19 protein-coding genes, 1 pseudogene and 1 riboswitch are annotated in these 20719 nt (G+C 61.0%); of the genes and pseudogenes, 12 read left to right on the top strand and 8 right to left on the bottom strand.

The window, feature by feature from the left end:
• Window positions 1-6: 6 nt before the first annotated feature.
• Complete coding sequence (gene putA / locus FZ934_RS19850; protein WP_153272651.1) at window positions 7-3714, bottom strand: trifunctional transcriptional regulator/proline dehydrogenase/L-glutamate gamma-semialdehyde dehydrogenase; 3708 nt, start codon at window positions 3712-3714, stop codon at window positions 7-9.
• Between the two features lie 121 nt (window positions 3715-3835).
• Between putA and FZ934_RS19845 the strand changes: the two genes are divergently transcribed.
• The 5 genes from FZ934_RS19845 (at window position 3836) to FZ934_RS19825 (ending at window position 7525) form a co-directional block, all read left to right on the top strand.
• Window positions 3836-4306 carry an Lrp/AsnC family transcriptional regulator gene (locus FZ934_RS19845; RefSeq protein WP_153272650.1) on the top strand — a complete coding sequence of 157 codons (471 nt, stop codon included), beginning with the start codon at window positions 3836-3838 and terminating at the stop codon, window positions 4304-4306.
• A 59-nt stretch (window positions 4307-4365) separates the two neighbouring features.
• A riboswitch (TPP riboswitch) is annotated at window positions 4366-4462 on the top strand.
• 48 nt (window positions 4463-4510) lie between these two features.
• The gene (gene thiM, locus FZ934_RS19840; protein WP_153272649.1) at window positions 4511-5314 is read left to right on the top strand and encodes a hydroxyethylthiazole kinase; all 804 of its coding nucleotides are present in this window, start codon (window positions 4511-4513) and stop codon (window positions 5312-5314) included.
• The gene (gene thiE, locus FZ934_RS19835) at window positions 5311-5946 is read left to right on the top strand and encodes a thiamine phosphate synthase (RefSeq protein ID WP_153272648.1); all 636 of its coding nucleotides are present in this window, start codon (window positions 5311-5313) and stop codon (window positions 5944-5946) included. Before thiM ends, thiE begins: the two co-directional genes overlap by 4 nt.
• Window positions 5943-6764 carry a bifunctional hydroxymethylpyrimidine kinase/phosphomethylpyrimidine kinase gene (thiD, locus tag FZ934_RS19830; protein ID WP_153272647.1) on the top strand — a complete coding sequence of 274 codons (822 nt, stop codon included), beginning with the start codon at window positions 5943-5945 and terminating at the stop codon, window positions 6762-6764. The genes thiE and thiD overlap by 4 nt, the downstream gene beginning before the upstream one ends.
• Window positions 6761-7525, top strand: a complete 765-nt coding sequence (locus tag FZ934_RS19825) for a 3-oxoacyl-ACP reductase (protein ID WP_153272646.1) — start codon at window positions 6761-6763, stop codon at window positions 7523-7525. The genes thiD and FZ934_RS19825 overlap by 4 nt, the downstream gene beginning before the upstream one ends.
• Window positions 7526-7545: 20 nt before the next feature.
• On the opposite strand, the gene FZ934_RS19820 is transcribed toward FZ934_RS19825, so the two are convergent.
• From FZ934_RS19820 to FZ934_RS19810, 3 genes are all read right to left on the bottom strand, one after another.
• Window positions 7546-8394 (bottom strand): carbohydrate ABC transporter permease, encoded by an 849-nt coding sequence (locus FZ934_RS19820; protein WP_153272645.1) that lies wholly within the window; start codon window positions 8392-8394, stop codon window positions 7546-7548.
• Window positions 8387-9328, bottom strand: coding sequence for a carbohydrate ABC transporter permease (locus FZ934_RS19815; RefSeq protein ID WP_153272644.1), 942 nt, complete (start codon window positions 9326-9328; stop codon window positions 8387-8389). The genes FZ934_RS19820 and FZ934_RS19815 overlap by 8 nt, the downstream gene beginning before the upstream one ends.
• 66 nt (window positions 9329-9394) lie before the next feature.
• Window positions 9395-10705 (bottom strand): ABC transporter substrate-binding protein, encoded by a 1311-nt coding sequence (locus tag FZ934_RS19810; RefSeq protein ID WP_153272643.1) that lies wholly within the window; start codon window positions 10703-10705, stop codon window positions 9395-9397.
• A 225-nt stretch (window positions 10706-10930) separates the two neighbouring features.
• Here FZ934_RS19810 and FZ934_RS19805 point away from each other — a divergent pair, with 225 nt between their 5' ends.
• The 5 genes and pseudogenes from FZ934_RS19805 to FZ934_RS19785 all read left to right on the top strand — a co-directional run bounded on the left by FZ934_RS19805 (window position 10931) and on the right by FZ934_RS19785 (window position 15076).
• A complete protein-coding gene (locus FZ934_RS19805; protein ID WP_153272642.1) occupies window positions 10931-12130 on the top strand; it encodes an ROK family transcriptional regulator in 1200 nt (399 codons plus the stop codon).
• 38 nt (window positions 12131-12168) lie between these two features.
• On the top strand, window positions 12169-13269 hold the full coding sequence (locus FZ934_RS19800) for a Gfo/Idh/MocA family protein (RefSeq protein ID WP_153272641.1): 1101 nt from the start codon (window positions 12169-12171) through the stop codon (window positions 13267-13269).
• Between the two features lie 18 nt (window positions 13270-13287).
• A pseudogene (locus FZ934_RS19795) lies at window positions 13288-13928 on the top strand (ThuA domain-containing protein).
• 89 nt (window positions 13929-14017) lie between these two features.
• Window positions 14018-14302, top strand: coding sequence for a hypothetical protein (locus FZ934_RS19790; RefSeq protein WP_153272640.1), 285 nt, complete (start codon window positions 14018-14020; stop codon window positions 14300-14302).
• An 87-nt stretch (window positions 14303-14389) separates the two neighbouring features.
• On the top strand, window positions 14390-15076 hold the full coding sequence (locus tag FZ934_RS19785; RefSeq protein WP_153272639.1) for a hypothetical protein: 687 nt from the start codon (window positions 14390-14392) through the stop codon (window positions 15074-15076).
• On the opposite strand, the gene FZ934_RS19780 is transcribed toward FZ934_RS19785, so the two are convergent.
• The 3 genes from FZ934_RS19780 to FZ934_RS19770 are packed head-to-tail and all read right to left on the bottom strand — an operon-like array spanning window position 15064 to window position 18166.
• Entirely contained in the window at window positions 15064-15861 is a 798-nt protein-coding gene (locus FZ934_RS19780) for an HpcH/HpaI aldolase family protein (protein WP_153272638.1), read from the bottom strand. The genes FZ934_RS19785 and FZ934_RS19780 overlap by 13 nt on opposite strands.
• Before the next feature lie 20 nt (window positions 15862-15881).
• Window positions 15882-16742 carry a sugar phosphate isomerase/epimerase family protein gene (locus FZ934_RS19775; protein WP_153272637.1) on the bottom strand — a complete coding sequence of 287 codons (861 nt, stop codon included), beginning with the start codon at window positions 16740-16742 and terminating at the stop codon, window positions 15882-15884.
• Window positions 16743-16795: 53 nt separating this feature from the next.
• Window positions 16796-18166 (bottom strand): amidase, encoded by a 1371-nt coding sequence (locus FZ934_RS19770; RefSeq protein WP_153273953.1) that lies wholly within the window; start codon window positions 18164-18166, stop codon window positions 16796-16798.
• 222 nt (window positions 18167-18388) lie between these two features.
• On the opposite strand from FZ934_RS19770, the gene FZ934_RS19765 reads away from it, so the two are divergent.
• Window positions 18389-18691, top strand: coding sequence for a hypothetical protein (locus FZ934_RS19765; RefSeq protein ID WP_113359715.1), 303 nt, complete (start codon window positions 18389-18391; stop codon window positions 18689-18691).
• Window positions 18692-18762: 71 nt separating this feature from the next.
• Here the strand turns inward: FZ934_RS19765 and FZ934_RS19760 are convergent, their stop codons facing one another.
• Window positions 18763-19533 carry an EF-hand domain-containing protein gene (locus FZ934_RS19760; protein ID WP_153272636.1) on the bottom strand — a complete coding sequence of 257 codons (771 nt, stop codon included), beginning with the start codon at window positions 19531-19533 and terminating at the stop codon, window positions 18763-18765.
• A gap of 181 nt (window positions 19534-19714) precedes the next feature.
• Here FZ934_RS19760 and FZ934_RS19755 point away from each other — a divergent pair, with 181 nt between their 5' ends.
• Complete coding sequence (locus FZ934_RS19755) at window positions 19715-20374, top strand: TetR/AcrR family transcriptional regulator (protein ID WP_153272635.1); 660 nt, start codon at window positions 19715-19717, stop codon at window positions 20372-20374.
• Window positions 20375-20719: the final 345 nt, after the last annotated feature.

Raw genomic sequence — 20719 nt, 5'->3', positions numbered from 1 at the left:
GTTCGATCAGCCGATCGACATCAGGCTTGCGTTGCCGCCGGCCGCCGCGGTGTTGATCGAGGTCGACACCTCTTCCAACAGCCAGTTGAGGCAATAGGCATCCGGATCGCGTGCAAGCTCGTCAGACGACGCCGACTGCGTCAGCAGCAATGGACCGGGCATGGCCGCGATCTTGTTCAGCATCGCTGTCAGATGCGCGCCCTCGCCCTCGATCAAGACGCCTGCGAAGCTTGCGCCGGCAGAGGCGGCATCCTTGAAGACCACCCTGTTCGACACCGTCGCCGGCAGGCCATCGAGGCTTGAGCGCAATCGGTCATCGCATTCGACGACGGCGCTGTTGCCGGTTGCGAGGACGGACGAAATCTGCCGGCGCAAGCCGATCTCCGAGATAGGAAGGCAGTAGATCGTGCCACGGGGATGCAAGGCATAGAGGTTGCGTTCGCCGACTGGGCCCGGCAATTCGCTTTCCAGGCCAAGCGCCGACTGGCTGCCCAGGTTGCGCGCCATCTCGGCGTCGTCCGCCAGGCCCTTCTGGTCGAGCCACTTGGCGAAATCCGAGAGACCCGGATCGCTATAGACAGAGCTGTACTGCGGCGGAATTGGCGGATTCTTCACCAGACGGCCGAGATAAAGCGGACCACCGGCCTTCGGCCCGGTACCCGACAATCCACGACCACCGAACGGCTGAACGCCGACAACGGCTCCGATCACGTTGCGGTTGACGTAAACATTGCCGACCTTCACCCGCGAGGTAACGTGAGCAATCGTTTCATCGAGGCGTGTATGCAGACCGAAGGTCAAGCCGTAACCGGTGTCGTTGATATCGTCGATCAACCGGTCGAGATCCTGTCGGCGCCAGCGGATGACGTGGAGCACAGGCCCGAAGACCTCCCGCTTCAAGTCGGATAGCTGGCGGAGCTCGATGATCGTCGGCGCGACGAAAGTTCCGACGTCGGTCGCTGCCGGCAGCTCGACGCGTTCGACGGGGCAACCAAGGCCATGCATCGCCTTCACATGCGTCTCGATGATATCCTTGGCCTCTGCGGTGATGACAGGGCCGATATCGGCCGAAAGCCGATTGGTATTTGCGATGTTCAGTTCACGCAGCGCGCCCTTCAGCATCGTTAGGGTGCGGTCGGCAACATCTTCCTGCAGGCACAACACGCGAAGAGCCGAGCAGCGCTGACCGGCGCTGTCGAAAGCGGACGCGATGACATCACCGACGACCTGTTCGGCAAGCGCCGAGGAGTCAACGATCATCGCGTTCTGACCGCCGGTCTCGGCGATCAACGGAATTGGCTTACCATCGGTGGAGAGCCGCTTTGCGAGCTCTGCCTGAATGATCCGGGCAACCTCCGTGGAGCCAGTAAACATCACGGCTGCCGTCTCCTGCGCAGCAACAAGCATGGCGCCCGCGCGCCCGTCACCGGGGATCAGCTGCAGTACATCGGCCGGAATGCCTGCCTCATGCAAGATGCGGACAGCCTCGGCAGCGATCAGCGGTGTTTCTTCCGCTGGTTTTGCAAGCACGGGGTTGCCGGCAACCAGAGCAGCGGCAACCTGGCCGGTGAAGATAGCCAGCGGGAAGTTCCAGGGGCTGATGCAGACGACCGGGCCGAGCGATGCATGCGAAGGACCGAGGGTGCGTCGGGCCTGCTCGCTGTAGTAGCGCAGAAAGTCGACGGCTTCGCGAACTTCGGCGATTGCGTTTTGAACCGACTTGCCTGCCTCACGCATGATCAAGCCGAGGAGGACCTCCATCCGCTCTTCCATGAGATCGGCGGCTCGTTCCAGCGCACTGGCCCGTTCGACGGGTGCGACTGCGGACCATGATGGCGCCGCCTTCAGCGCAAGAGCTGCAGCTGCAGCGACTTCCTCGGCAGTCGCTTCCCGCACGGAACCGACGATATCTCTCTCGTCTGCCGGATTGCGAACCTCACGCGCAGGACCTGCGGCTGCGGCACCGACCGATGCGGTCCAGCTTGCCGCCGCGCTGCGTTCGAGGGAAGCCGTAAGTTCGTCCAGTGTCGTCTCGTTCGAGAGATCGAGACCACTGGAGTTCTTGCGGGCGCCATAGAGGCCTGCGGAAAGCGCGATCTTTTCGTGCTTCTGGCCGACAACAGGCATCTTCGCGACAATCTCGACCGGGTCGGCAACCAGCTCGTCGATCGATACATTGGGGTCGGCGATGCGGTTGACGAAGGAGGAGTTTGCACCGTTTTCCAATAGACGCCGGACGAGGTACGCCAGCAGCGTCTCGTGAGTCCCGACGGGCGCATAGATGCGGCACGGACGGTTCAGGTTCTGGCGGCCAACGACCTCGTCGTAGAGCGGCTCGCCCATGCCGTGAAGGCATTGGAACTCGTACTTGCCGACGTAATAATCCGAGCCCGCCATCTGATAGATCGTCGCGAGCGTCTGGGCATTGTGGGTGGCGAACTGCGGGAAGACCGCATCGGTCGCAGCAAGCAGCTTCTTGGCGCAGGCGATGTAGGACACATCGGTGTAGATCTTGCGGGTGAAGACCGGAAAGTCAGCCAGACCGTCGACCTGCGCACGCTTGATTTCTGCGTCCCAGTAAGCACCCTTGACGAGACGAACCATGATACGACGCCCAGCACGACGGGCTAGGTCGATGATGTAATCAAGCACCATCGGGCAGCGCTTGCCATAGGCCTGCACGACAAAGCCCATGCCGTTCCAACCAGCCAGATCCTCGTCGAGGCAAAGGGACTCGAGAATATCCAGCGACAGCTCGAGGCGATCGGCTTCCTCGGCGTCGATGTTGAGGCCGATATCGTACGACTTGGCGATCAGGGCCAGCGCCTTCACCTTGGGCAGCAACTCACCCATGACGCGTGCGCCTTGCGCGCGGACATAGCGCGGATGCAGGGCCGAGAGCTTGATCGAGATGCCCGGCCCCTCGTAGATCCCTCTGCGGTCGGAGGCCTTGCCGATGGCATGGATCGCCGCCTCATAGTCCTTGTAATAGCGCTCGGCATCAGCAGCCGTGGTCGCGGCCTCCCCGAGCATGTCGTAGGAATAGCGGAAACCGCGCTGTTCGAGCGGGCGCGCGCGCTGGAGCGCTTCATCGATGGTTTCGCCGGTGACGAACTGCTCTCCCATCATGCGCATGGCCATATCGACGCCGCGCCGGATCACCGGCTCGCCGCAACGCGCGATCAAGCGGGTAAGCGCCGCCGAAAGGCTGCGATCATTGACGGTCGACGTGAGCTTGCCGGTCACGACAAGACCCCAGGTTGCGGCGTTGACGAAGAGAGACCTGCCGCCGCCAATATGCGCCTTCCAGTCACCTTCGGAAATCTTGTCGCGGATAAGCGCGTCGCGCGTGGCCGTATCCGGAATACGCAAAAGCGCCTCGGCCAGACACATCAGCGCCACCCCCTCCTGGCTGGAGAGCGAGTATTCGTGGACCAGTCCCTCTACACCCGTGCCCTTGTGCTTGGCACGCAACGCTTCGATCAGCTTGCGCGCCGTTGCTGCAGCAGCCTTGCTGACCTTCTCGGGAAGTGCGGCAGCCTCGACCAGGCGTGGAACGCATACGGTTTCAGGCGTACGGTAAGCCGCCGTGATTGCGCGACGCAAATCGCTCTGTTCGCGGATCGTAGGTGCAAATGCGCTGAACGGATTTTCAGCGTTGTGAGCCTGCTCTGTGGGGGCACCGGGCGCCGCTGCGCCGTCGACGATCGTCATATGTTTCTCCTGATCCGCGTAGGGCCTGAAGCTAACAGGGTTTGAGAAGTCAATTTCACTTGATTTGAATGCCTGTTGAATATAATTCGCCATTGATTGGCGGAATTTGAGGGCAATTCACGTGAATACAACCAGCCACAGTAGAGAAATCGACCAGTTCGACCACAGGATTATCGAAGCCCTGCTGTCCGATGGCCGGATGTCCGTTACCGACCTGGCGAAACGCGTCGGTCTTTCCAACACGCCATGCCAGGTCAGATTACGACGTTTGATCGAAGACGGCTATATCCTTGGCTTTCGCGCGATCGTGGACGTCAACAAACTCGGCAAGAATCACGTCGCCTTCACCGAGGTCAAGCTGTCGGATACGCGTGAGAACGCGTTGAACGCCTTCAACGTAGCAGTTCGGAAGCTGCAGGAGGTCGAGGAATGCCACATGATCGCAGGCGCCTTTGATTATCTTCTGAAAATCAGGACCTCCGATATTGCCAACTATCGCCAGGTGCTTGGAGAGAAGATTTCCAGCCTGCCTTTCGTGGCCAATACGTCGACCTTCGTGGCGATGGAGGCGATCAAGGAGAACGGTCTCTGAGCCGTCGCAGCCGTCATTTTTGAGATGACAAGGCCAGCCTTCTCTGCGAAAACATTCACGATGAGAGACAGGGGCGCACGCCGGAAGGCGGGCTGAGAAGTACCCTTTGAACCTGAACCAGATAATGCTGGCGGAGGGAGTCGCTCGGGACTTCCCGCGCTTTGCGTGTCGTCCCTCGCGTCTCGCCCCGCTGAAAGGGGCAATATGCAAGACCAGACATCACCAGGCAAACTGCTTGAAGCCTTGCGCGCGCAGCCGCCGCTCGTGCACTGCATCACCAATTTCGTCGCGATGAACATTGCAGCCAACGTGCTGCTGGCGACCGGCGCTTCGCCTGCCATGGTGCATGCCAAAGAGGAAGCGGGCGAGTTCGCCGCCATTGCCGGCGCGCTGACGATCAATATCGGAACGCTGTCCGCCGGATGGATGCGGGGCATGCGTGCCGCTGCCACCGCCGCAAGGGACAATCATAAACCCTGGGTGCTCGATCCCGTCGCCCATTACGCCACGGCTTTCCGGCGGGAAGCGGTGGCGTCACTACTCGAGCTTCAGCCCACAGTGATCCGCGGCAATGCCTCCGAGATCATCGCGCTCGCCGGTGGCGCGAGCAGGGGTCAGGGTGTCGACAGCCGCGATCCCGTCGAGCAGGCCGAAGCGTCCGCGCGGCTCCTGGCAGAGACGCACCGAGCCGTCGTTGCCGTTACTGGCGCCACGGATTTCGTCACCGACGGGACCAGGGCGGTTCGCATCGATGGTGGCTCGCCATGGATGCCTCAAGTGACGGCACTGGGTTGCTCCCTGACCTGCCTGGTCGGCGCGTTTGCGGCCATCAACCCCGATGCGCCCTTCGAAGCAACGATCGCGGCGCTTGCGGTGTTTGCTGTCGCCGGCGAGGCGGCTGCAACCGAGGCAGAAGGTCCGGGCTCGTTCTCAGTGCGCTTCCTCGACAGCCTCGCGCGCATCGACGGCGCATTCCTCGACAGACACGCAAGGGTCCGCCAAGCATGAAACAGTTCGACCTCTCGCTGTACCTTGTCCTTGATCCCGATCTCTGTGCCGGTATCGGCATGGTCGAGACGGCCCGTGCGGCGGTTGCAGGCGGTGCGACGATCGTGCAGCTGCGCGACAAGCATGCCGACACGGCGCGGATGATCGAGACCGGCCTGGCATTGAAAGCCGTGCTGTCAGGCACGGGCGCAGCACTCATCGTCAACGACGACGTCGACGCGGCGATCGCCATCGGCGCCGATGGCCTCCACATCGGCCAGGACGATCTCGGTGCGCTGGCTGCGCGCGAGCGCATCGGCCCCGATATGATCCTTGGCCTTTCGGTCGAGACCGAAGCGCTGGCAGCGGCTGTGAATCCTGACATCGTCGATTACGCCGGGATCGGACCGGTGTTTGCGACCGCCACCAAACCCGATCACAAGCAACCGATCGGCTTTGACGGCCTCGCGCGGCTCGTCGATGTCTGCCCGGTCCCTTCAGTCGCGATCGGCGGCCTCAAGGCCACGCATGTCCGCGATGTCTTCGCTGCCGGTGCCGGCGGGCTGGCCGTTGTCTCCGCGATTTGCGGCACGAGCGATCCGGAAGCCGCCGCCCGCGATATTGCCGATATTATTCGAAAGGCACGGAGATGATCCGCAACGTCTTATCCATCGCCGGCTCCGACCCTTCCGGGGGCGCAGGCATACAAGCCGATCTCAAGGCTTTCGCGGCCCGCGGCGTCTATGGCATGGCGGCACTCACGGCGCTCACCGCGCAAAACACGCAGGGCGTTTCCGGTGTGCATCTCGTGCCGGCGGCCTTTGTCGCCGACCAGATCCGGGCGGTTTTCGCAGATGTGAGGGTGAATGCCGTCAAGATCGGCATGATCGCCAATGCCGAAATTGCCGATGCCGTCGCCGAGGTGCTGCAATCCCATCGCGACATCCCAATCGTGCTCGACCCGGTAATGGTCGCAAAGGGCGGCGCCAATCTTCTCGATCCCGAGGCTGTCGATGTTCTGACGCGCCGGCTGCTGCCGCTCGCCACGCTGCTGACACCCAACCTCCCAGAGGCTGCGGCACTGCTTCATCTGCGCCCGGCGGAAAATCGCGCGGAGATGGCCGACCACGCACAAAGGCTGCGCGCGCTCGGACCTCAAGCCGTGCTCGTCAAGGGCGGCCACCTTGCCGGCCCCGACAGTCCGGATGTCCTGGCGACCGCCGATGGGCTTCGCTGGTTTGAAGCCGCCCGCGTACCAACGGCGAACACCCATGGCACCGGCTGCACGCTCTCGAGTGCGCTGGCCGCGGAACTCGCGAAGGGCAAGGCCCTGCCCGAAGCGATCGGCACAGCCAAGGCCTATCTGGCCGCAGCCGTCGCTGAGGCCGATACGCTCGACGTCGGAACGGGACATGGGCCCGTCCAGCATTTTCATGAACTTTGGAAGCTCACAGAAGGACACTCGAAATGACACTAGCGCTCAGCGAACAGACGGTCATCGTCACCGGTGGCGCCCGCGGTCTCGGTGCGGCCATCGCCACGGCCTTTGCCCGGGAAGGGGCGAAGGTTGCGATCAACTATCGCAATAGCCGCGGCGAAGCAGAAACGCTGGCTGAAAGCCTCGGTGACAGGGCCAAGGCGTTTCATGCCGATATTCGCGATTCCGAAGCCGTCAGACGCATGGTGTCTGACGTCACGAACACCCTGGGCGCACCGACCACACTTGTGCACAACGCCCTCACCGATTTCAGCTTCAATGGCGATCAGCGCCCGAAGCTCGATCAGCTTTCCTGGGAGGCGATGACGGCGCAGCTCGACACGGCCGTGAAGGGAGCATTGAACCTGATCCAGTCCGCCCGCCCGGCGATGGCCGCGGCCCGTTTCGGGCGCATCATCACGATCGGCACCAACCTCTTCCAGAACCCGGTTGTCCCCTATCACGACTATACGGCTGCCAAGGGTGCGCTTCTGTCACTGACACGCACAGCTGCAGCCGAACTTGGACCGCTCGGCATCACCGTCAACATGGTCTCGGGCGGTCTGCTGCGGACCACGCAGGCAAGCAGCGCGACACCCGATGCGGTGTTTGACCTGATCGCGGCCAGCACGCCGCTTCGCCGGGTGACGACGCCGGAGGAAGCTGCGGACGCGGTTCTCTTCTTCGCAAGCCCGTGGGCACGTGCAGTCACCGGACAAAATCTCATCGTCGACGGTGGCCTCGTCTTCGGCTAGCCGCCGTCTCCGTCATCGTGTCAGGACTTGACCGCGCCTGCGGTCAAGCCGGCGATGATGTGCTTCTGCGCCAGGAAGAAGACGATGATGGTCGGCATGATGGTCAGCGTGATGAACGCAAGTACCAGCTGCCAGGCGGTTCCGAACTCGCCACGATAGACCATGATGCCGAGCGGCCAGGGATACATCTTCTCCGAATTCAGCATGATCAGCGGCAGGATGTAGCTGTTCCAGCTGCCGACGAAGGAAATGATGCTGACGGTCGCGATGATTGGGCGCGAAAGCGGCAGGCAGATATGCCAGAAGAAGCGAATGTAGCCGCAGCCATCGACGACAGCCGCCTGGAACAATTCTTCCGGAAGGTTGCGAAAATAATTCCTGAAGAGAAGAATGCTCATCCCGAGCCCGAAGGCGACCTGCGGCAGCACCACGCCCCAATAAGTGTTCAGCAGTCCGAGATCACGGATGCGAATGAACAGTGGCAGGATGGCGGTCGCGGCCGGAAACATGAGCCCGATGAGGAAGTAGTTCAGAAGGAAATCCGCGCCGAAGAAGCGCACATGCGCGAAGCTGAAGGCCGCCATGGCTGAGACGGAGACCGTGAGAAACACTGTCAGCGCGGCGATGATCAGCGAGTTGACCATCTGCCGCCAGTAGCGATCGCCGAACAGGATATCGGTGTAGTTCTCTGCATGCCATTCGACCGGCAGGCCGAAGGGATTGGTGCGCAGATCGCCCAGATCCTTGAAGCCGCCGAGCGCCGTGGTCACCAGCGGGATCAGCACGATCGCGGAGATGATGACCAGCGAGGTGTAGAGGTAGGTTTTGGTGCCGGCGCTGAGCCGCTCGGATGTGACGACGTCAGTCATGGCGCATGAATATCCGTTTGTAACCGAAGGCAAGGGTGACGCAGATCAGGAACAGGACGACGCCGACGGCGCTTCCGAGGCCAACCTGCATGCGGGCGACACCGAAGTTGAACAGGAACGTCACCATCGTCTGGGTCGCATTGAACGGCCCGCCACCGGTCAGCGGCATGATGAGATCGAACAGTTGCAGCGAACCGACGACCGCGAAGAACACCGAGAGGCGGACCGTCGAGCCGAGCAGCGGCAGGGTGATGTAACGGAAACGCTGCCAGCCGCTGGCGCCGTCGATCTCGGCCGCCTCCAGCACGCTCTTGTCCAGCGACTGGAGCCCGGCGATGAAAAGCATCATGTGGAAACCGAAGTATTTCCAGACGATCACGCCGAGCACCGCGTACATCGCCAGGTCCTTGTCGGCCAGCACATAAGGGGTTTCGACGCCGAGAAGATGTGCGATCGATGCAAACAGGCCGTAGTCGCCGTCGTAGACGAAGCGCCAGATCAGGCCGGCTGCGACATCCGCCAGCACGTAGGGCAGGAAGAAGATCAGCCGGAACAGCACGACACCGGCGATACGATGCGCCAGCATCATCGCCAGCCAGATCGCCAGCGGAATCTGGATGATGATCGAGATGATCATGATCATCGCATTGTTCTTCAGCGCCGTCAGGAAGGCGCCGTTCTTGAACAGCAGTTCGAAGTTGCGCATGCCGACATATTGCGTCGGCAGGCCGTAGCCGTCCCATTTGTAAAGACTGTACCAGGCCGCTTCGCCCATCGGCAGGATGACGAAGACAGAAAACAGCAGCAGAGCCGGCGGCAGGAACAAGAGCAACACCGGCAAACGGCCGGACACGGCCGGATGCTTGCGCCGGGCAGACGCGGTCGCGGGAACGCGCAGGGGCCGAACGGCTGTGGCGGCGCTGACATTGGCCATGGGTGACCTCACTTCCGAATAGAAAATAGCGGCGCGAGAACTGGTCCCGCGCCGCGATGGTCATGATCAGAACTGATCCTGCTCGAAAGCGTCCTGGATCTGCTGGGCGCCATCCTCCGAGCTCATCTGTCCGGAGACGATCGCAACCGACACGTCGTTGACGACGCGACCGACCGAGGGGCCGAGGTCCTGGTCGAAGAAGTTCTGGTGCCAGGTCGAATGTGCCAACTGCTCCGCGGATTCATGCAGGAGCGGATTGGTGACGCCATCCTCCGCGCCGACCGCGACCGGAATGATCATGCCGGCCTTGGCCATGGCTCGCTCGTTTTCGGCATTGGTCAGATACGCGAGGAAGTCGAGCGTCTCAGGCGGCGCCTTCTTGGTGACGGCCCAGCCATTCAGGCCGCCGAGCGTGTCGGTAACCGCGCCTGCGCCACCCGCAACTGCCGGAAAGGCGAAGCGGCCGATGTTGTCGCCGGACAGGCCCTTCTTGTCGCCCGCGTTGGTACGCTGGTTCGCTTCGGTGTTCTGGAAGCCGAGGATCATTGCAGCCTTGCCGTCCCCGAAGACGCCCAGCGTCTGCGGCCAGGTAGCGCCGAGATAGCCCGGCTGGAACGGCTCGAGCTTGCCAAGTTCGGCCAGCTGTTCGCCGGCCTTGATGATTGACGGGTCCTTGAAGCCTTCGCCCTGGCCGTTCTTGGCCGCGTCGAAAACCTTCTGGCCGCCGTCGCGCATCACCAGATAGCTCCAGTAGAAATGGATTGGCCATTTCTCGCCACCACCGCCCGCGATCGGCACGATTCCAGCATCCTTGATCTTCTTTACGGCCGCCAGGAAGTCATCCCAGGTCTTGATCGTTGTTGCGTCAACGCCAGCCTTGGCGAACAGCGCCTTGTTGTAGAAGAAGGATACCGTGCCGACGCTGTAAGGTACGGCGCCGATCTTTCCGTCATAGCTCAGGCCCTTGACCGAGGCGGGGTTGTAGCTCTTCACCCAGGCGCCGTCCTTGGCGTTCATGGCTTCGCTTAGGTCCAGCAAGGCACCGGTTGCCAGCTGCTGCTTCAGCACGCCGCCGCCCCAGCTGTAAAACAGGTCCGGCGCGTCGCTGGACTGCAGCAATGTCGGGAGCTTTGCCTTGAAAGCTTCGTTTTCCAAGAACTGCATCTCGACCTTTACGCCGGGATGCTCGGCTTCGTATTTGCCGACGATCTTCTGCCAGACGGCGAGGTAGTTGGGATCGATTTCGAGATGCATCCACTTGATGGTGGTATCAGCCGCGGCACTGCCGGCGGCAATCAGAAGCGCCAGTCCGGTGGCAGCGGAGCGGGCAATGAAACGGCTGCGAAGCAGGGCTTTCGCCCTCAGATTGTCAAACATGGGTTCTCCTCCTGAAGGGGAAAATCGTCCTCTACAATTTTATCCCTTATGCGGATTAAATCATCGGGAGGTTTGCCGGAATGTCAACTCCCCACCGTTAATTTGCCAAATTTGCCTTGACAGAGGGCTGAGCACTCACGCTATTTAATTCGCATACCGATTAAAATAACCGCCTGTCACGATAAACGTTGCGACAGGCGCCACAGAAGAGCCACGCTAGATTTCATGAAGACCGCAGATCCGGAATTGATGCGCGCGATCAATCGCTTGAACGTGCTGGATACGGTCCGCCGGCATGGGCCGATCTCCCGCGTCGAGATCAGCGAGCGCACGCAGCTATCGACAACGACGGTTTCGGCGATCACGGCGTCGTTGCTCGATGACGGCCTCATCCTGACCCGTCATGAAGGCGATATCCGCAACGAGGCGGCACGTGGCCGGCCGCGTGTCATGCTGGAATTGAACCCGGACGCAGCTCGCGTTGTCGGCGCCAAGATCACCGCGAACAGGCTGGTGTTCGTGGTGACCAATTTTCGTGGCGATGTCCTGTCGCAACTGACGCTGCCGATACGGATCGACCGCCAGCCTATCGGCGTGATTGCCGACCTCGTGGAAGATGGCGTTCGCCGCTGCGTGGTCGATGCGGGGCTATCTCTCGAAGACGTCGAGACCGTGTGTCTCGGCTTGCCCGGCGTTATTGAACACCGAACGGGGCACATTCGCAGCAGCCCGATCTTCCGCGATACGAACGTGGATTTCGCAAGCGAGATGACTGCGCGCCTCAACACCCCCACCATCGTCGAAAGCGACGCGCATGCGATCACGCTTGCCCATCACTGGTTCGGCAAGGCGCGCGACCTCGAAGACATGGTGGTGATTTCGCTTGAGCAGACCCTCGGGCTCGGCGTCCTACATGGCAACCAGCTGTTCCGCGGCGCCGGCGGCCTCAGCCACAATCTCGGCGACCTTGTTCTCGGGATGGGGCCTCAGGGGGTGGTTCGGCTATCGAGCCAGGCCGGTGAAAACGAGATCCTCGGAGACCAGCCTGCAGGTGGCCGTTTTGCGGAAGCAATCCGGCTCGGACGAGGCATGGCGCATGCGCAGACGCTGATCAAGGCCGAGGATAACACGCTCATTACGGCGGCAATCCGGGCGGGTGAAGCCGTCGGCGTGGCGGTCGCCAATATCGTGACGATCTTCGCGCCGCCGCGCGTCATTCTGGTCGGCTCGAGTCTCGCCCTTGGCGAACCCTTTCTGGAAAGCCTGCGAAACGCCTACGCACTCGCCACACCGCCTTCGCTGAAGGGCGTTGCAGAACTCGTCTTCGACGATTCAAGCGATGACTTCTGGGCGCAGGGCGCCGCGGCGGTTGCGCTCTACGAACTCTACGAGTCACCCTGGAACACGACCGGGCCGGCTCTCTGACGCTTCCAACAACACATCATATCCATCGGGAGGAAAACATGGAAAAAGTCGGCATAGGCATCATTGGGTGCGGCAACATCTCTGGTGCCTATCTCAAGGCAATGGCCTCTTTTCCCATTCTCGACATTCGCGGCGTTGCCGACCTCAACCAGGCGCTTGCCAAAGCCAAGGCAGCCGAATTCAACGTCCCGGCGAGAAGCATCGATCAGTTGCTGGCCGACCCGGCGATCGAGATCATCGTCAATCTGACGGTGCCGAAGGCGCATGTGGCCGTTGGCCTGCAAGCACTGGCCGCCGGCAAGCACACCTATTCGGAAAAGCCCCTTGGCATCAACTTCGCCGAGGGCAAGACGCTTGCCGACGCTGCCAAGGCGAAGGGCCTTCGGATCGGCGCGGCTCCTGACACCTTCCTCGGCGGCGGGCACCAGACGGCTCGCAGCCTGATCGATCAGGGTGTCATCGGTCAGCCAGTCGGCGGAACAGCAACCTTCATGTGCCCCGGTCACGAGCGCTGGCATCCAAATCCAGCCTTCTACTATGAGGTTGGCGGTGGGCCGATGCTCGACATGGGCCCTTACTACATCACGGATCTGGTCAATCTCTTCGGCCCGGTTGCTCAGGTCGCAGGCTTCGCCATCACGCCGCGCAAGGAGCGCGTCATCACCAGCGAGCCGCGAAACGGCGAGCGGATCCCGGTTCACGTCCCGACCCACGTGGCTGGAATGATGGCGTTTGCCAATGGCGCTGTCGTGCAGATCGGCATGAGCTTCGATGTCGCTGCGCACAAGCATGTTCCGTTGGAAGTTTACGGCACGGAAGGAACGCTGATCGTTCCCGACCCGAACCACTTCGGCGGCGATGTCGAGCTTGCCAAAAAGGGCGGCAGCTTCGAGCAGCAGCCTCTCACGGCGCCTTACGCTGACGGCAACTACCGCTCGATCGGTGTTGCCGACCTTGCCCATGCGATCCGCTCGAACCGGCCGCACCGCGCCAACGGCAATCTTGCCCTCCACGTCCTCGAAGTCATGGAAGCTTTTCAAACTGCATCGGAGACCGGTCGCACCGTCTCGATTGGCACCCACACCGAACGCCCGGCGCCGCTGGCGGAATCGCTCGTCGACGGACGATTGGGCCGATAATTATCAGGAGGAAGAAATATGCGTGAAGCACTGATCGTCTGGGGCGGATGGAGCGGGCACGAGCCGCAGGAATGCGCCGTCATCATCAAGGACATATTGGAGGAAGACGGCTTCAAGGTCTATGTCGAGCACACGACCGAGGCATTTGCCGACCCCTCCGTGCATGACCTCTCGCTGGTCGTGCCGATCGTCACCATGTCCAAGATCGAGAAGGAAGAGATCAAGAATCTCGCCGAGGCGGTGGAAGGCGGCGTCGGGCTTGCTGGGTATCATGGCGGAGCTGGAGACAGCTTCCGCGAATGCGTCGAGTATCAGTTTATCGTCGGCGGCCAATGGGTTGCCCATCCCGGAAACATCATAGACTACACCGTGAACATCACCCGCCCGGACGATCCGATCATGGAAGGCATCGCCGACTTTCCTTATACGTCCGAGCAATACTACATGCATGTCGACCCTCGAATGAGGTGCTTGCCACGACCACCTTTACCGGTGATCACGCCTATTGGATCGACGGCGTCGTCATGCCGGTTGCCTGGAAGCGCAAGTATGGCAAGGGTCGGGTTTTCTACTCCTCGCTCGGGCACCAGGCGAAGGAATTTTCGGTCCCGCAGATGAAAACGATCTTCCGCCGCGGCGCCAACTGGGCTGCCCGCTGAGCCGTCAAAAAGACGTAGAGCGCGCCGCTGGAATAAGCCACGCGGCGCGCTAGTTTCCTTCTTGGGTTTTCAACTTGAAGGGGTTCGGCATGCGCAGGCTTTTCGTTATATCCTCCATCATCACTCTTGCACTTGCAGGCAGCGCCTTGGCACAAGCCAGCATGGGCATGGATAGCAGCGGTCGCTTCGACGGTTCGCCACCAATAGGCACATCGCTCGGCACCGACCAAGCCGACAGCGGCTTGTCGATCCCGCTGGACTCATTCGAAACCAACAGCACCTCCTATTCCGCACCGGTCTATGTGCCACGTTGCGGGCACTACCAGAGAAATTCGGCCAACCGGAACGCCCAGGCGTGCGACACGAACCGGTGAGGCTCACCTGACATAGGCGACGGTTTTCGTTTCCCGGACTCGCCGCTTTCGTGATAGTGGGGCCGGGCAACGAAAGGCCCCACTGCTATGCTCCCTTGGATTGAGCTCGATTCCGCCGCCATACCAGGAGAACAGGGTAACCTGCGGCTGAAGCAGCGCGGCCAGGAATTCTCGATCATGCTCGGCTCAAACGAGCTGATGAATAGTCGGCTGAGCGGATCGGAGGAAGCGCTTGCAACCCGTTCCTTCGACCTCTTCAAGGATCGCCGGCGACCGACAATGCTGATCGGTGGCCTAGGCATGGGATTCACTCTGCGAGCAGCGCTCGGCGTATTGCCCGAGGATGCCGCCATCGTCGTCGCGGAACTGATCCCTGCCGTGGTTGCCTGGGCACGGGGACCGATGGCCTCGGTTTTCAATGGCTGCCTGGACGATCCACGCGTGGCAATTCACGAGGGCGATGTCGCGGAGCTGATCAGCAGCAGCAAGCGAAAGTTCGATGCCATCCTGCTCGACGTGGATAACGGCCCTGACGGACTGACTCGCCGATCCAACGATCAGCTCTACAGTTTCAACGGGCTGAGGGCCGCAAAAAACGCGCTGCGCCCCGGCGGCATACTTGCGGTCTGGTCATCCGGCCCGGATGAGAGCTTCACACGGCGACTGCGTGATTGCGGCTTTGCCGTGGATGTTGTCAACACGCGCGCCAACGGCAAACGTGGCGGCGCCCGCCACGTTATCTGGCTGGCCAAGGCGCCCCATCATCCAGCCTGAACCTTGCGGGCAGCAGCAATCGCGCTTGCCGCGCCGCTTCGAAGCTGTTGAGTGTCGGCGCCGGCGATCACGAAATCGAAGCCCATCTTGAGAAGCTCGCCTGCGCGTTCGCCGTTGCTTCCGAAGACACACGCGAACTTTCCGTGCGCGCGGCAGCGGGCGACGAGATGCTTCAGCACGGCGTCCATCTCAGGCGTATCCGGAGCCAGCTTCGCACCATTCGAAAGCGCGATCGACAAGTCCGAAGGACCGATGAATATGCCGTCGATCCCGTCGACGCGGAGAATTTCATCCGCCGCATCAAGCGCTGGGCGCGTCTCGATCATCGCAATCGCAACGGTCTTTTCGTTTGCGCTGGCGAGGTAGTCGCTGGCCGGCAGCTTCATGTGGTTCATTGCAAGCGTCGGCCCCCAGCTTCTTTCGCCGAGTGGGGGATATTTCGCATATTTCACAAAGGCTTCGGCGTCCGCGACTGAATTGATCATTGGCGCGATGATCCCGGAGGCCCCGGCATCGAGGAGCCGCGAGGCCAGCGAGAACTCTCCAACCGGAATGCGAACCAGCACCGGCTTGCCCGCCAGCCGCCCCTGGGCGATCCCATTGGCGGCAGGTACGACGTCCCATACGCCGTGTTGCATGTCGAGGACGACCGCGTCGAATGCCTCTTGCGCCAGATGGCTGACAAACAGAGGGTCGGGCACGCCGATCCACGCCGAAATCATGCCACCGCCGTCGCCGTTTCTGATGCGCGTGGCGAAGCCATCGATCGGGGTTGAAGCGCTCATGCCATTCTCCTTTTCGCAACTCAGACGTTGCTAAGCTGCTTTTCCTGATGGAACTGTTCGATGAATTCCTTCTGCAACAGAATGCCATCCCATTCATCTGCAAAAAATGGCGAGTCGTAGATCAGGGTGTAGGGGCCTTCGTATCCCGCCGTCCGGCATGCTTCGAGAGATTTGCGATAGTCCGCGGCATCGATGCCCTGACCATCGTAGTTCGCCTTGGCGTGGCAAATCTCGGCCCGGCGCATGATGTCCGCAAGACCGTCGTATTTGGCAGGCGCGGACCAATTGCCGAGGTCGCCGTTCAGACCGACCTTGCCCTCCAGGCGGTCAAGCAGCCAGTTTGTCTGCTGCGGCGCAGGCAGGAGATCGAACCAGTTCTCGGTCACAACTCGAATGCCAAATGCCTCTGCATGATCCGCTATCTGCCGCAGGTGTCTGGCGGAGCGTCCAAGGTTTTCCTCGTTCGGCGCCTGTTTGCCTGCGATCACGCGCATCCGCTCGGCGCCAAGATGGGCTGCTGTCTCGGCCCAATCGGCAATCCAGCGGCTATCTCTTTCAGCAGTTTGCACATCGCTCGGGTCGCCGTCTTCGACCAGCAGTGTCTGCAGCAGAACACCCGAACCGGCCAGGGCGTCACGCAACTCCTCACAATAGGCTCGGCTCCGGCTCTCCAGATGGAAAGAGCAGATCTCCAGACGATTGATCCCGCGTGACGCGAGTTGACCTGGAATATCGAGAAGGTTGCCGTTGCCAGGACCATAAGGTTCGGAGCGGGCCGCGCTTTTGTCCGGATCCGGGCTGTAGCGATAAACCGGTCCCAGCAATCGGTGCAGCGACCATGTGGACACCGCGAAGCGCCCGCTTTTCAGTTGCCTATCCATCTGTTTTCTCCTCCTCGTCCTCGGCCTTATCTAGGCTGCAACGCGTTGGAATATCAAACGAAATCTCCGCGAATAACTGCTTCGGTCGATAACGCCGCACTCAGCAGCGTTTCATCTTTGCGTGCCGGCGCGGATAGAAGGAAGCCCACCGGCATCCCGGCCTCGCCTGTCCCGCAAGGAACGGAGACCCCGCACCAGTTGAGGAAATTGCCAAGCATCGTGTTGCGTAACGTCTTGCCGTTCACGGCAACGAAAAGGTCGTCATCCGCCTCGAGCGGAGCAAGCAACGGAGCCACATGGGCGACGGATGGGAACGCTACCAACCGATCACCGAGCAGACGGGTTACCTCGTTCACCAGACGATCGCGCGCCTCCAAGATCGCCACGTAGCCAGGCATGGATATCTTCTCGCCAAGGCGTGTGCGCATCACGACGCGGTGGTCCATCTCTGCCGCCTCCGGCCCGACCAACCGCTCCCGATGCAGTGCGAAGGCCTCGGCGGTCACCAACGTCCCGTGCTTCGCCATCAGTGCCAGTATCTCGTCGAATGCGGGGATCGCCATCCGCGCGAAGGAAGCGCCCGCCCGTGTCAGCCGTTCGACAGCAGTCTCAAACGCATCGATAACGCCGGCTTCCGCGCCGTCGAAAACCACATTTGTTGGAATGACGATCTCCAGCGCCGAAGCATCGCCCGCCGCAACTTGCGGAACTGAAAGGCCACGCATGGCGGCATCGATCCAGACCGCATCCTGAACGCTGCGGCAAAGGGGCCCGAGCGAATCAAGGCTTCGTGCCAGTGGAAATACACCATCCATCGGGTATCGCCCGCGGGTTGCCTTGTAGCCGACGATGCCGTTGAACGCCGCCGGGATTCGCACAGATCCTCCTGTATCGGTTCCCATCGCCACCGGCACCAACCCTGCAGCAACGGCGGCACCCGCGCCAGATGAGGAGCCACCCGGGATACGCGGCGCTCCCTTGGCGGCCGGATTGGACGGGGTGCCGTAGTGCGGGTTTATCCCGAGCCCGGAAAAAGCAAACTCGCTCATATTTGTCGAGCCGATCGCGATCATCCCGGCTCTCTGCAGGGCCGTGACAACAGTGGCGTCTTTGTCGGCCGGCGCCGCGTCGGCGAGCACCTTCGACCCCGCCCGCGTTGCACGCCCCGCGATATCAAAAAGGTCCTTCCAGGCGATTGGGATACCATCAAGGATGCCAAGCGAGCGGCCCTGGCGCAGCCGCTCGGACGAGGCGGCCGCCTCGCGGAGGGCACGATCACCGAAGACCGCAGTAAAGATCGACTGATCGTGGTGGTTTCCGATGGCCTCAAGCACCGACTCAGTCACAGCCACGGGATCCACGACACGATTTTGAATCAAGGTGGAGAGTTGCGCGAGCGACATCGCACCGAACATATCTGACATTGGACCATCCATGCATCGAGGATAGCGCGAACTAATCCGACTTTCGCCGCCGCGCCAAGCCCCCAAATATCGGATTAAACCGATTGGTTCGATTTTGTGAACAGTGAGTTTGTCCAACAGGGCTTATACTCGGGCAGTTGCGACCACAAATGCGGTTGCGTGCGCAGATTCGTCGAAAGGGCAGACCACGGCTGATGTGCGCAGCGTTGGGAGTAACCAAAAATGACTGATAGCAACACTTGGGCAGTGCAGGACGGCATGTCGCATCAACATCCAAATGACGATCACGCGAGCAGCGTAGGCGAGCATGACTATGCCGAACATGTGAGCGCACAAAGGCTCTCGCTCGGAGAGCGCTTTTTTGTCGTGGGCGTATTGGTGATGCTCGGTATCGCGGGCATGACGGCGCACCTCGGCAGCACGCCGGCAAATCTCGACCCTCAGACGGTCGGTTCCATTTCCGAATCGCTGCCTTCCCTGGACTACTGCCGGGAACACAGCCCTTATCCGGAACGCTCCTGCTAAGCCTTCGGGCTCACGAGCGATGAAATCCGGCTGGCGGCGGGACTGATATCAGCCCGCCGCAGCCGCAAGCATTAGATCGTCAACAGCTGACTCGTTTCCTGGCTATCGAAATCCGGATACTGGAAGTCACCCTGCGGCGGCTGCATCTGCCGCTTCAACGCTTCGACAAACTGATCCTCCGTCAACGAACCGCTGCTCTCGGAATCCAGGCTCTCGAAAAGAGCGTTTGCCTGATCTTCGCTAACGTCATCGGGGCGCGACGCTGCGAACTCCGCCTGGCTGATAACGCCGTCACCATCCGTATCGAGAGAGCTGAAGAGATCCGACAGCGAATCGTCGTCGGACGACGATGAGGAAGACGATGGCGGAGGCGGCGGTGGGCCGGCGCCCATCGGCGGCTGGTTACGCGACATGGCCTCGTTGAGGTCGTCGACCGACAGCGAGCCGGCATCTTCAGTGTCGAAGCTGCTGAACAGATTGCTCGCCTGGTCCTCGCTGACATCGGATGGTCTCGCCGCGACGAATTCGGCGAGGCTTACCTGGCCGTCGCCATCGCTGTCCATCGAGGTCGCGATATCGGTCTCCGACTGCTGGTTGCCGGATGATGCGCTGTCGGACGACGTCCCATTCTGCTGCATGCTCATGAGCATCGACATCAGCTGCGAAAGAAGTTTCTGCGCGCTGTCTATAAGTGCACTGTCATCCGTAGACGTCGAAGACGTATCGGACGACGACCCGGAGGACACAATATTAGAGGAAATCGATTGTGTCTCGGTGGTGTCCGAAGCCAGTTTCGTATAACGGTAGGATGTAGCGGCGGAAGTAGATGTGATCGTTGTCACAATGCGCTCCTATGCGACGGGTGATGGGTGAGGCGACGCATTACAGAACTAAGCAGTTCTTTAATTACTGGTCGCGGAGCCCGCAATAACAACCCTGGCGGCAAGAAGTCGTAGTTGACAAGCAGCCAGAACATTCTGTTGCCGATTCGGCAGCCGAAACGCTTTGGAGCGGTGGGCCGACATGGATGGATCAGCAAACAACCCGGCAACCGGTAAGTCCGCGCGACCGCGCGGCCGCCCGAAGGTGTCGAGCGACGAGGACAAGAGAGCCCAGATCGTCGACGCCGCGCGCAAGATTTTCGTCGAGTATGGCTACGCAGGCACGACGACCGCCTTGGTCGCGCGCGTCTGCAACGTTTCCAAACAGACGCTCTACAAGCTGTTTACGAGCAAAGAAGATCTGTTCACGGCCGTTGTTATCGCTCATCGCAAGATGATGCTGGACCTCCCTCGCCCGGAGGAAGAGAACCTGTCGATCAGCGAAGTGCTGCAGGCGATATTCATGACCGATATCGATGAGGCTGAGGACGACGAGCGCGCTGCGTTCATCCAGCTGGTCATGCGCGAATCCGGCCAGTTTCCGGAATTGCGCGAAGTGCTTCATAACGAGGGTATGATCAAGTCCAGACAGATGCTCGCAGACTGGCTGAGCAGCCAGCAGGAGCGCGGAAGGCTCTCGATTGATGATACAGAGAGCGGCGCGCGCATGCTCATGGACATGATCTTCGGCGGCATGGGACCACCGGAGGGGCGTTCAAAGGCATGGCCGGACCGACAGGCGCGACGGCTTCATCTTCAGCGCTGTCTGACCATATTCGCCCGAGGTGTCGGCGCAAAGTGATTCGCGGCGACCGCTAAGTCAGCGCCTAATGAGGGCACCCGCAGGTATATTTCAGAACCAAAAAGTACGCAAAATTGTTTCTGGCAACCCAAATAGGCCATAAATAAGGCCTTGGGCGGCAAAAAACCTGCAGTTTTAACGATCTGTTTAATGCTCTGGCGGATGGTCTGGCTATCCCATTCAACCAGGTGAACATGATGTCCACTCTTTATGACCAGCATGGCCGACCGCCATTGGCCCCGGTGATTCCGCTGCAGACGCGACGACCTCGACGCACTGTCTGCCCACATCCAGAACGGGCCTTAGCCCGAGCGCCGAACGTGCGACCAACCTAGGTCGTAGCAT

The sequence above is a fragment of the Rhizobium grahamii genome, from assembly GCF_009498215.1.
Taxonomy (GTDB): domain Bacteria; phylum Pseudomonadota; class Alphaproteobacteria; order Rhizobiales; family Rhizobiaceae; genus Rhizobium; species Rhizobium grahamii_A.
This window is presented reverse-complemented; position numbering and strand designations above follow the sequence as displayed.

What these genes read in the sequence shown, in the direction of transcription:
- FZ934_RS19770 (WP_153273953.1), bottom strand. Translation starts at nt 18,166, where the DNA reads ATGTCAGATATGTTCGGTGCGATGTCGCTCGCGCAACTCTCCACCTTG.
- FZ934_RS19780 (WP_153272638.1), bottom strand. Translation starts at nt 15,861, where the DNA reads ATGAGCGCTTCAACCCCGATCGATGGCTTCGCCACGCGCATCAGAAAC.
- FZ934_RS19825 (WP_153272646.1), top strand. Translation starts at nt 6,761, where the DNA reads ATGACACTAGCGCTCAGCGAACAGACGGTCATCGTCACCGGTGGCGCC.
- thiD (WP_153272647.1), top strand. Translation starts at nt 5,943, where the DNA reads ATGATCCGCAACGTCTTATCCATCGCCGGCTCCGACCCTTCCGGGGGC.
- putA (WP_153272651.1), bottom strand. Translation starts at nt 3,714, where the DNA reads ATGACGATCGTCGACGGCGCAGCGGCGCCCGGTGCCCCCACAGAGCAG.
- thiE (WP_153272648.1), top strand. Translation starts at nt 5,311, where the DNA reads ATGAAACAGTTCGACCTCTCGCTGTACCTTGTCCTTGATCCCGATCTC.
- FZ934_RS19810 (WP_153272643.1), bottom strand. Translation starts at nt 10,705, where the DNA reads ATGTTTGACAATCTGAGGGCGAAAGCCCTGCTTCGCAGCCGTTTCATT.
- FZ934_RS19765 (WP_113359715.1), top strand. Translation starts at nt 18,389, where the DNA reads ATGACTGATAGCAACACTTGGGCAGTGCAGGACGGCATGTCGCATCAA.
- FZ934_RS19800 (WP_153272641.1), top strand. Translation starts at nt 12,169, where the DNA reads ATGGAAAAAGTCGGCATAGGCATCATTGGGTGCGGCAACATCTCTGGT.
- thiM (WP_153272649.1), top strand. Translation starts at nt 4,511, where the DNA reads ATGCAAGACCAGACATCACCAGGCAAACTGCTTGAAGCCTTGCGCGCG.
- FZ934_RS19805 (WP_153272642.1), top strand. Translation starts at nt 10,931, where the DNA reads ATGAAGACCGCAGATCCGGAATTGATGCGCGCGATCAATCGCTTGAAC.
- FZ934_RS19775 (WP_153272637.1), bottom strand. Translation starts at nt 16,742, where the DNA reads ATGGATAGGCAACTGAAAAGCGGGCGCTTCGCGGTGTCCACATGGTCG.
- FZ934_RS19755 (WP_153272635.1), top strand. Translation starts at nt 19,715, where the DNA reads ATGGATGGATCAGCAAACAACCCGGCAACCGGTAAGTCCGCGCGACCG.
- FZ934_RS19815 (WP_153272644.1), bottom strand. Translation starts at nt 9,328, where the DNA reads ATGGCCAATGTCAGCGCCGCCACAGCCGTTCGGCCCCTGCGCGTTCCC.
- FZ934_RS19790 (WP_153272640.1), top strand. Translation starts at nt 14,018, where the DNA reads ATGCGCAGGCTTTTCGTTATATCCTCCATCATCACTCTTGCACTTGCA.
- FZ934_RS19785 (WP_153272639.1), top strand. Translation starts at nt 14,390, where the DNA reads ATGCTCCCTTGGATTGAGCTCGATTCCGCCGCCATACCAGGAGAACAG.
- FZ934_RS19820 (WP_153272645.1), bottom strand. Translation starts at nt 8,394, where the DNA reads ATGACTGACGTCGTCACATCCGAGCGGCTCAGCGCCGGCACCAAAACC.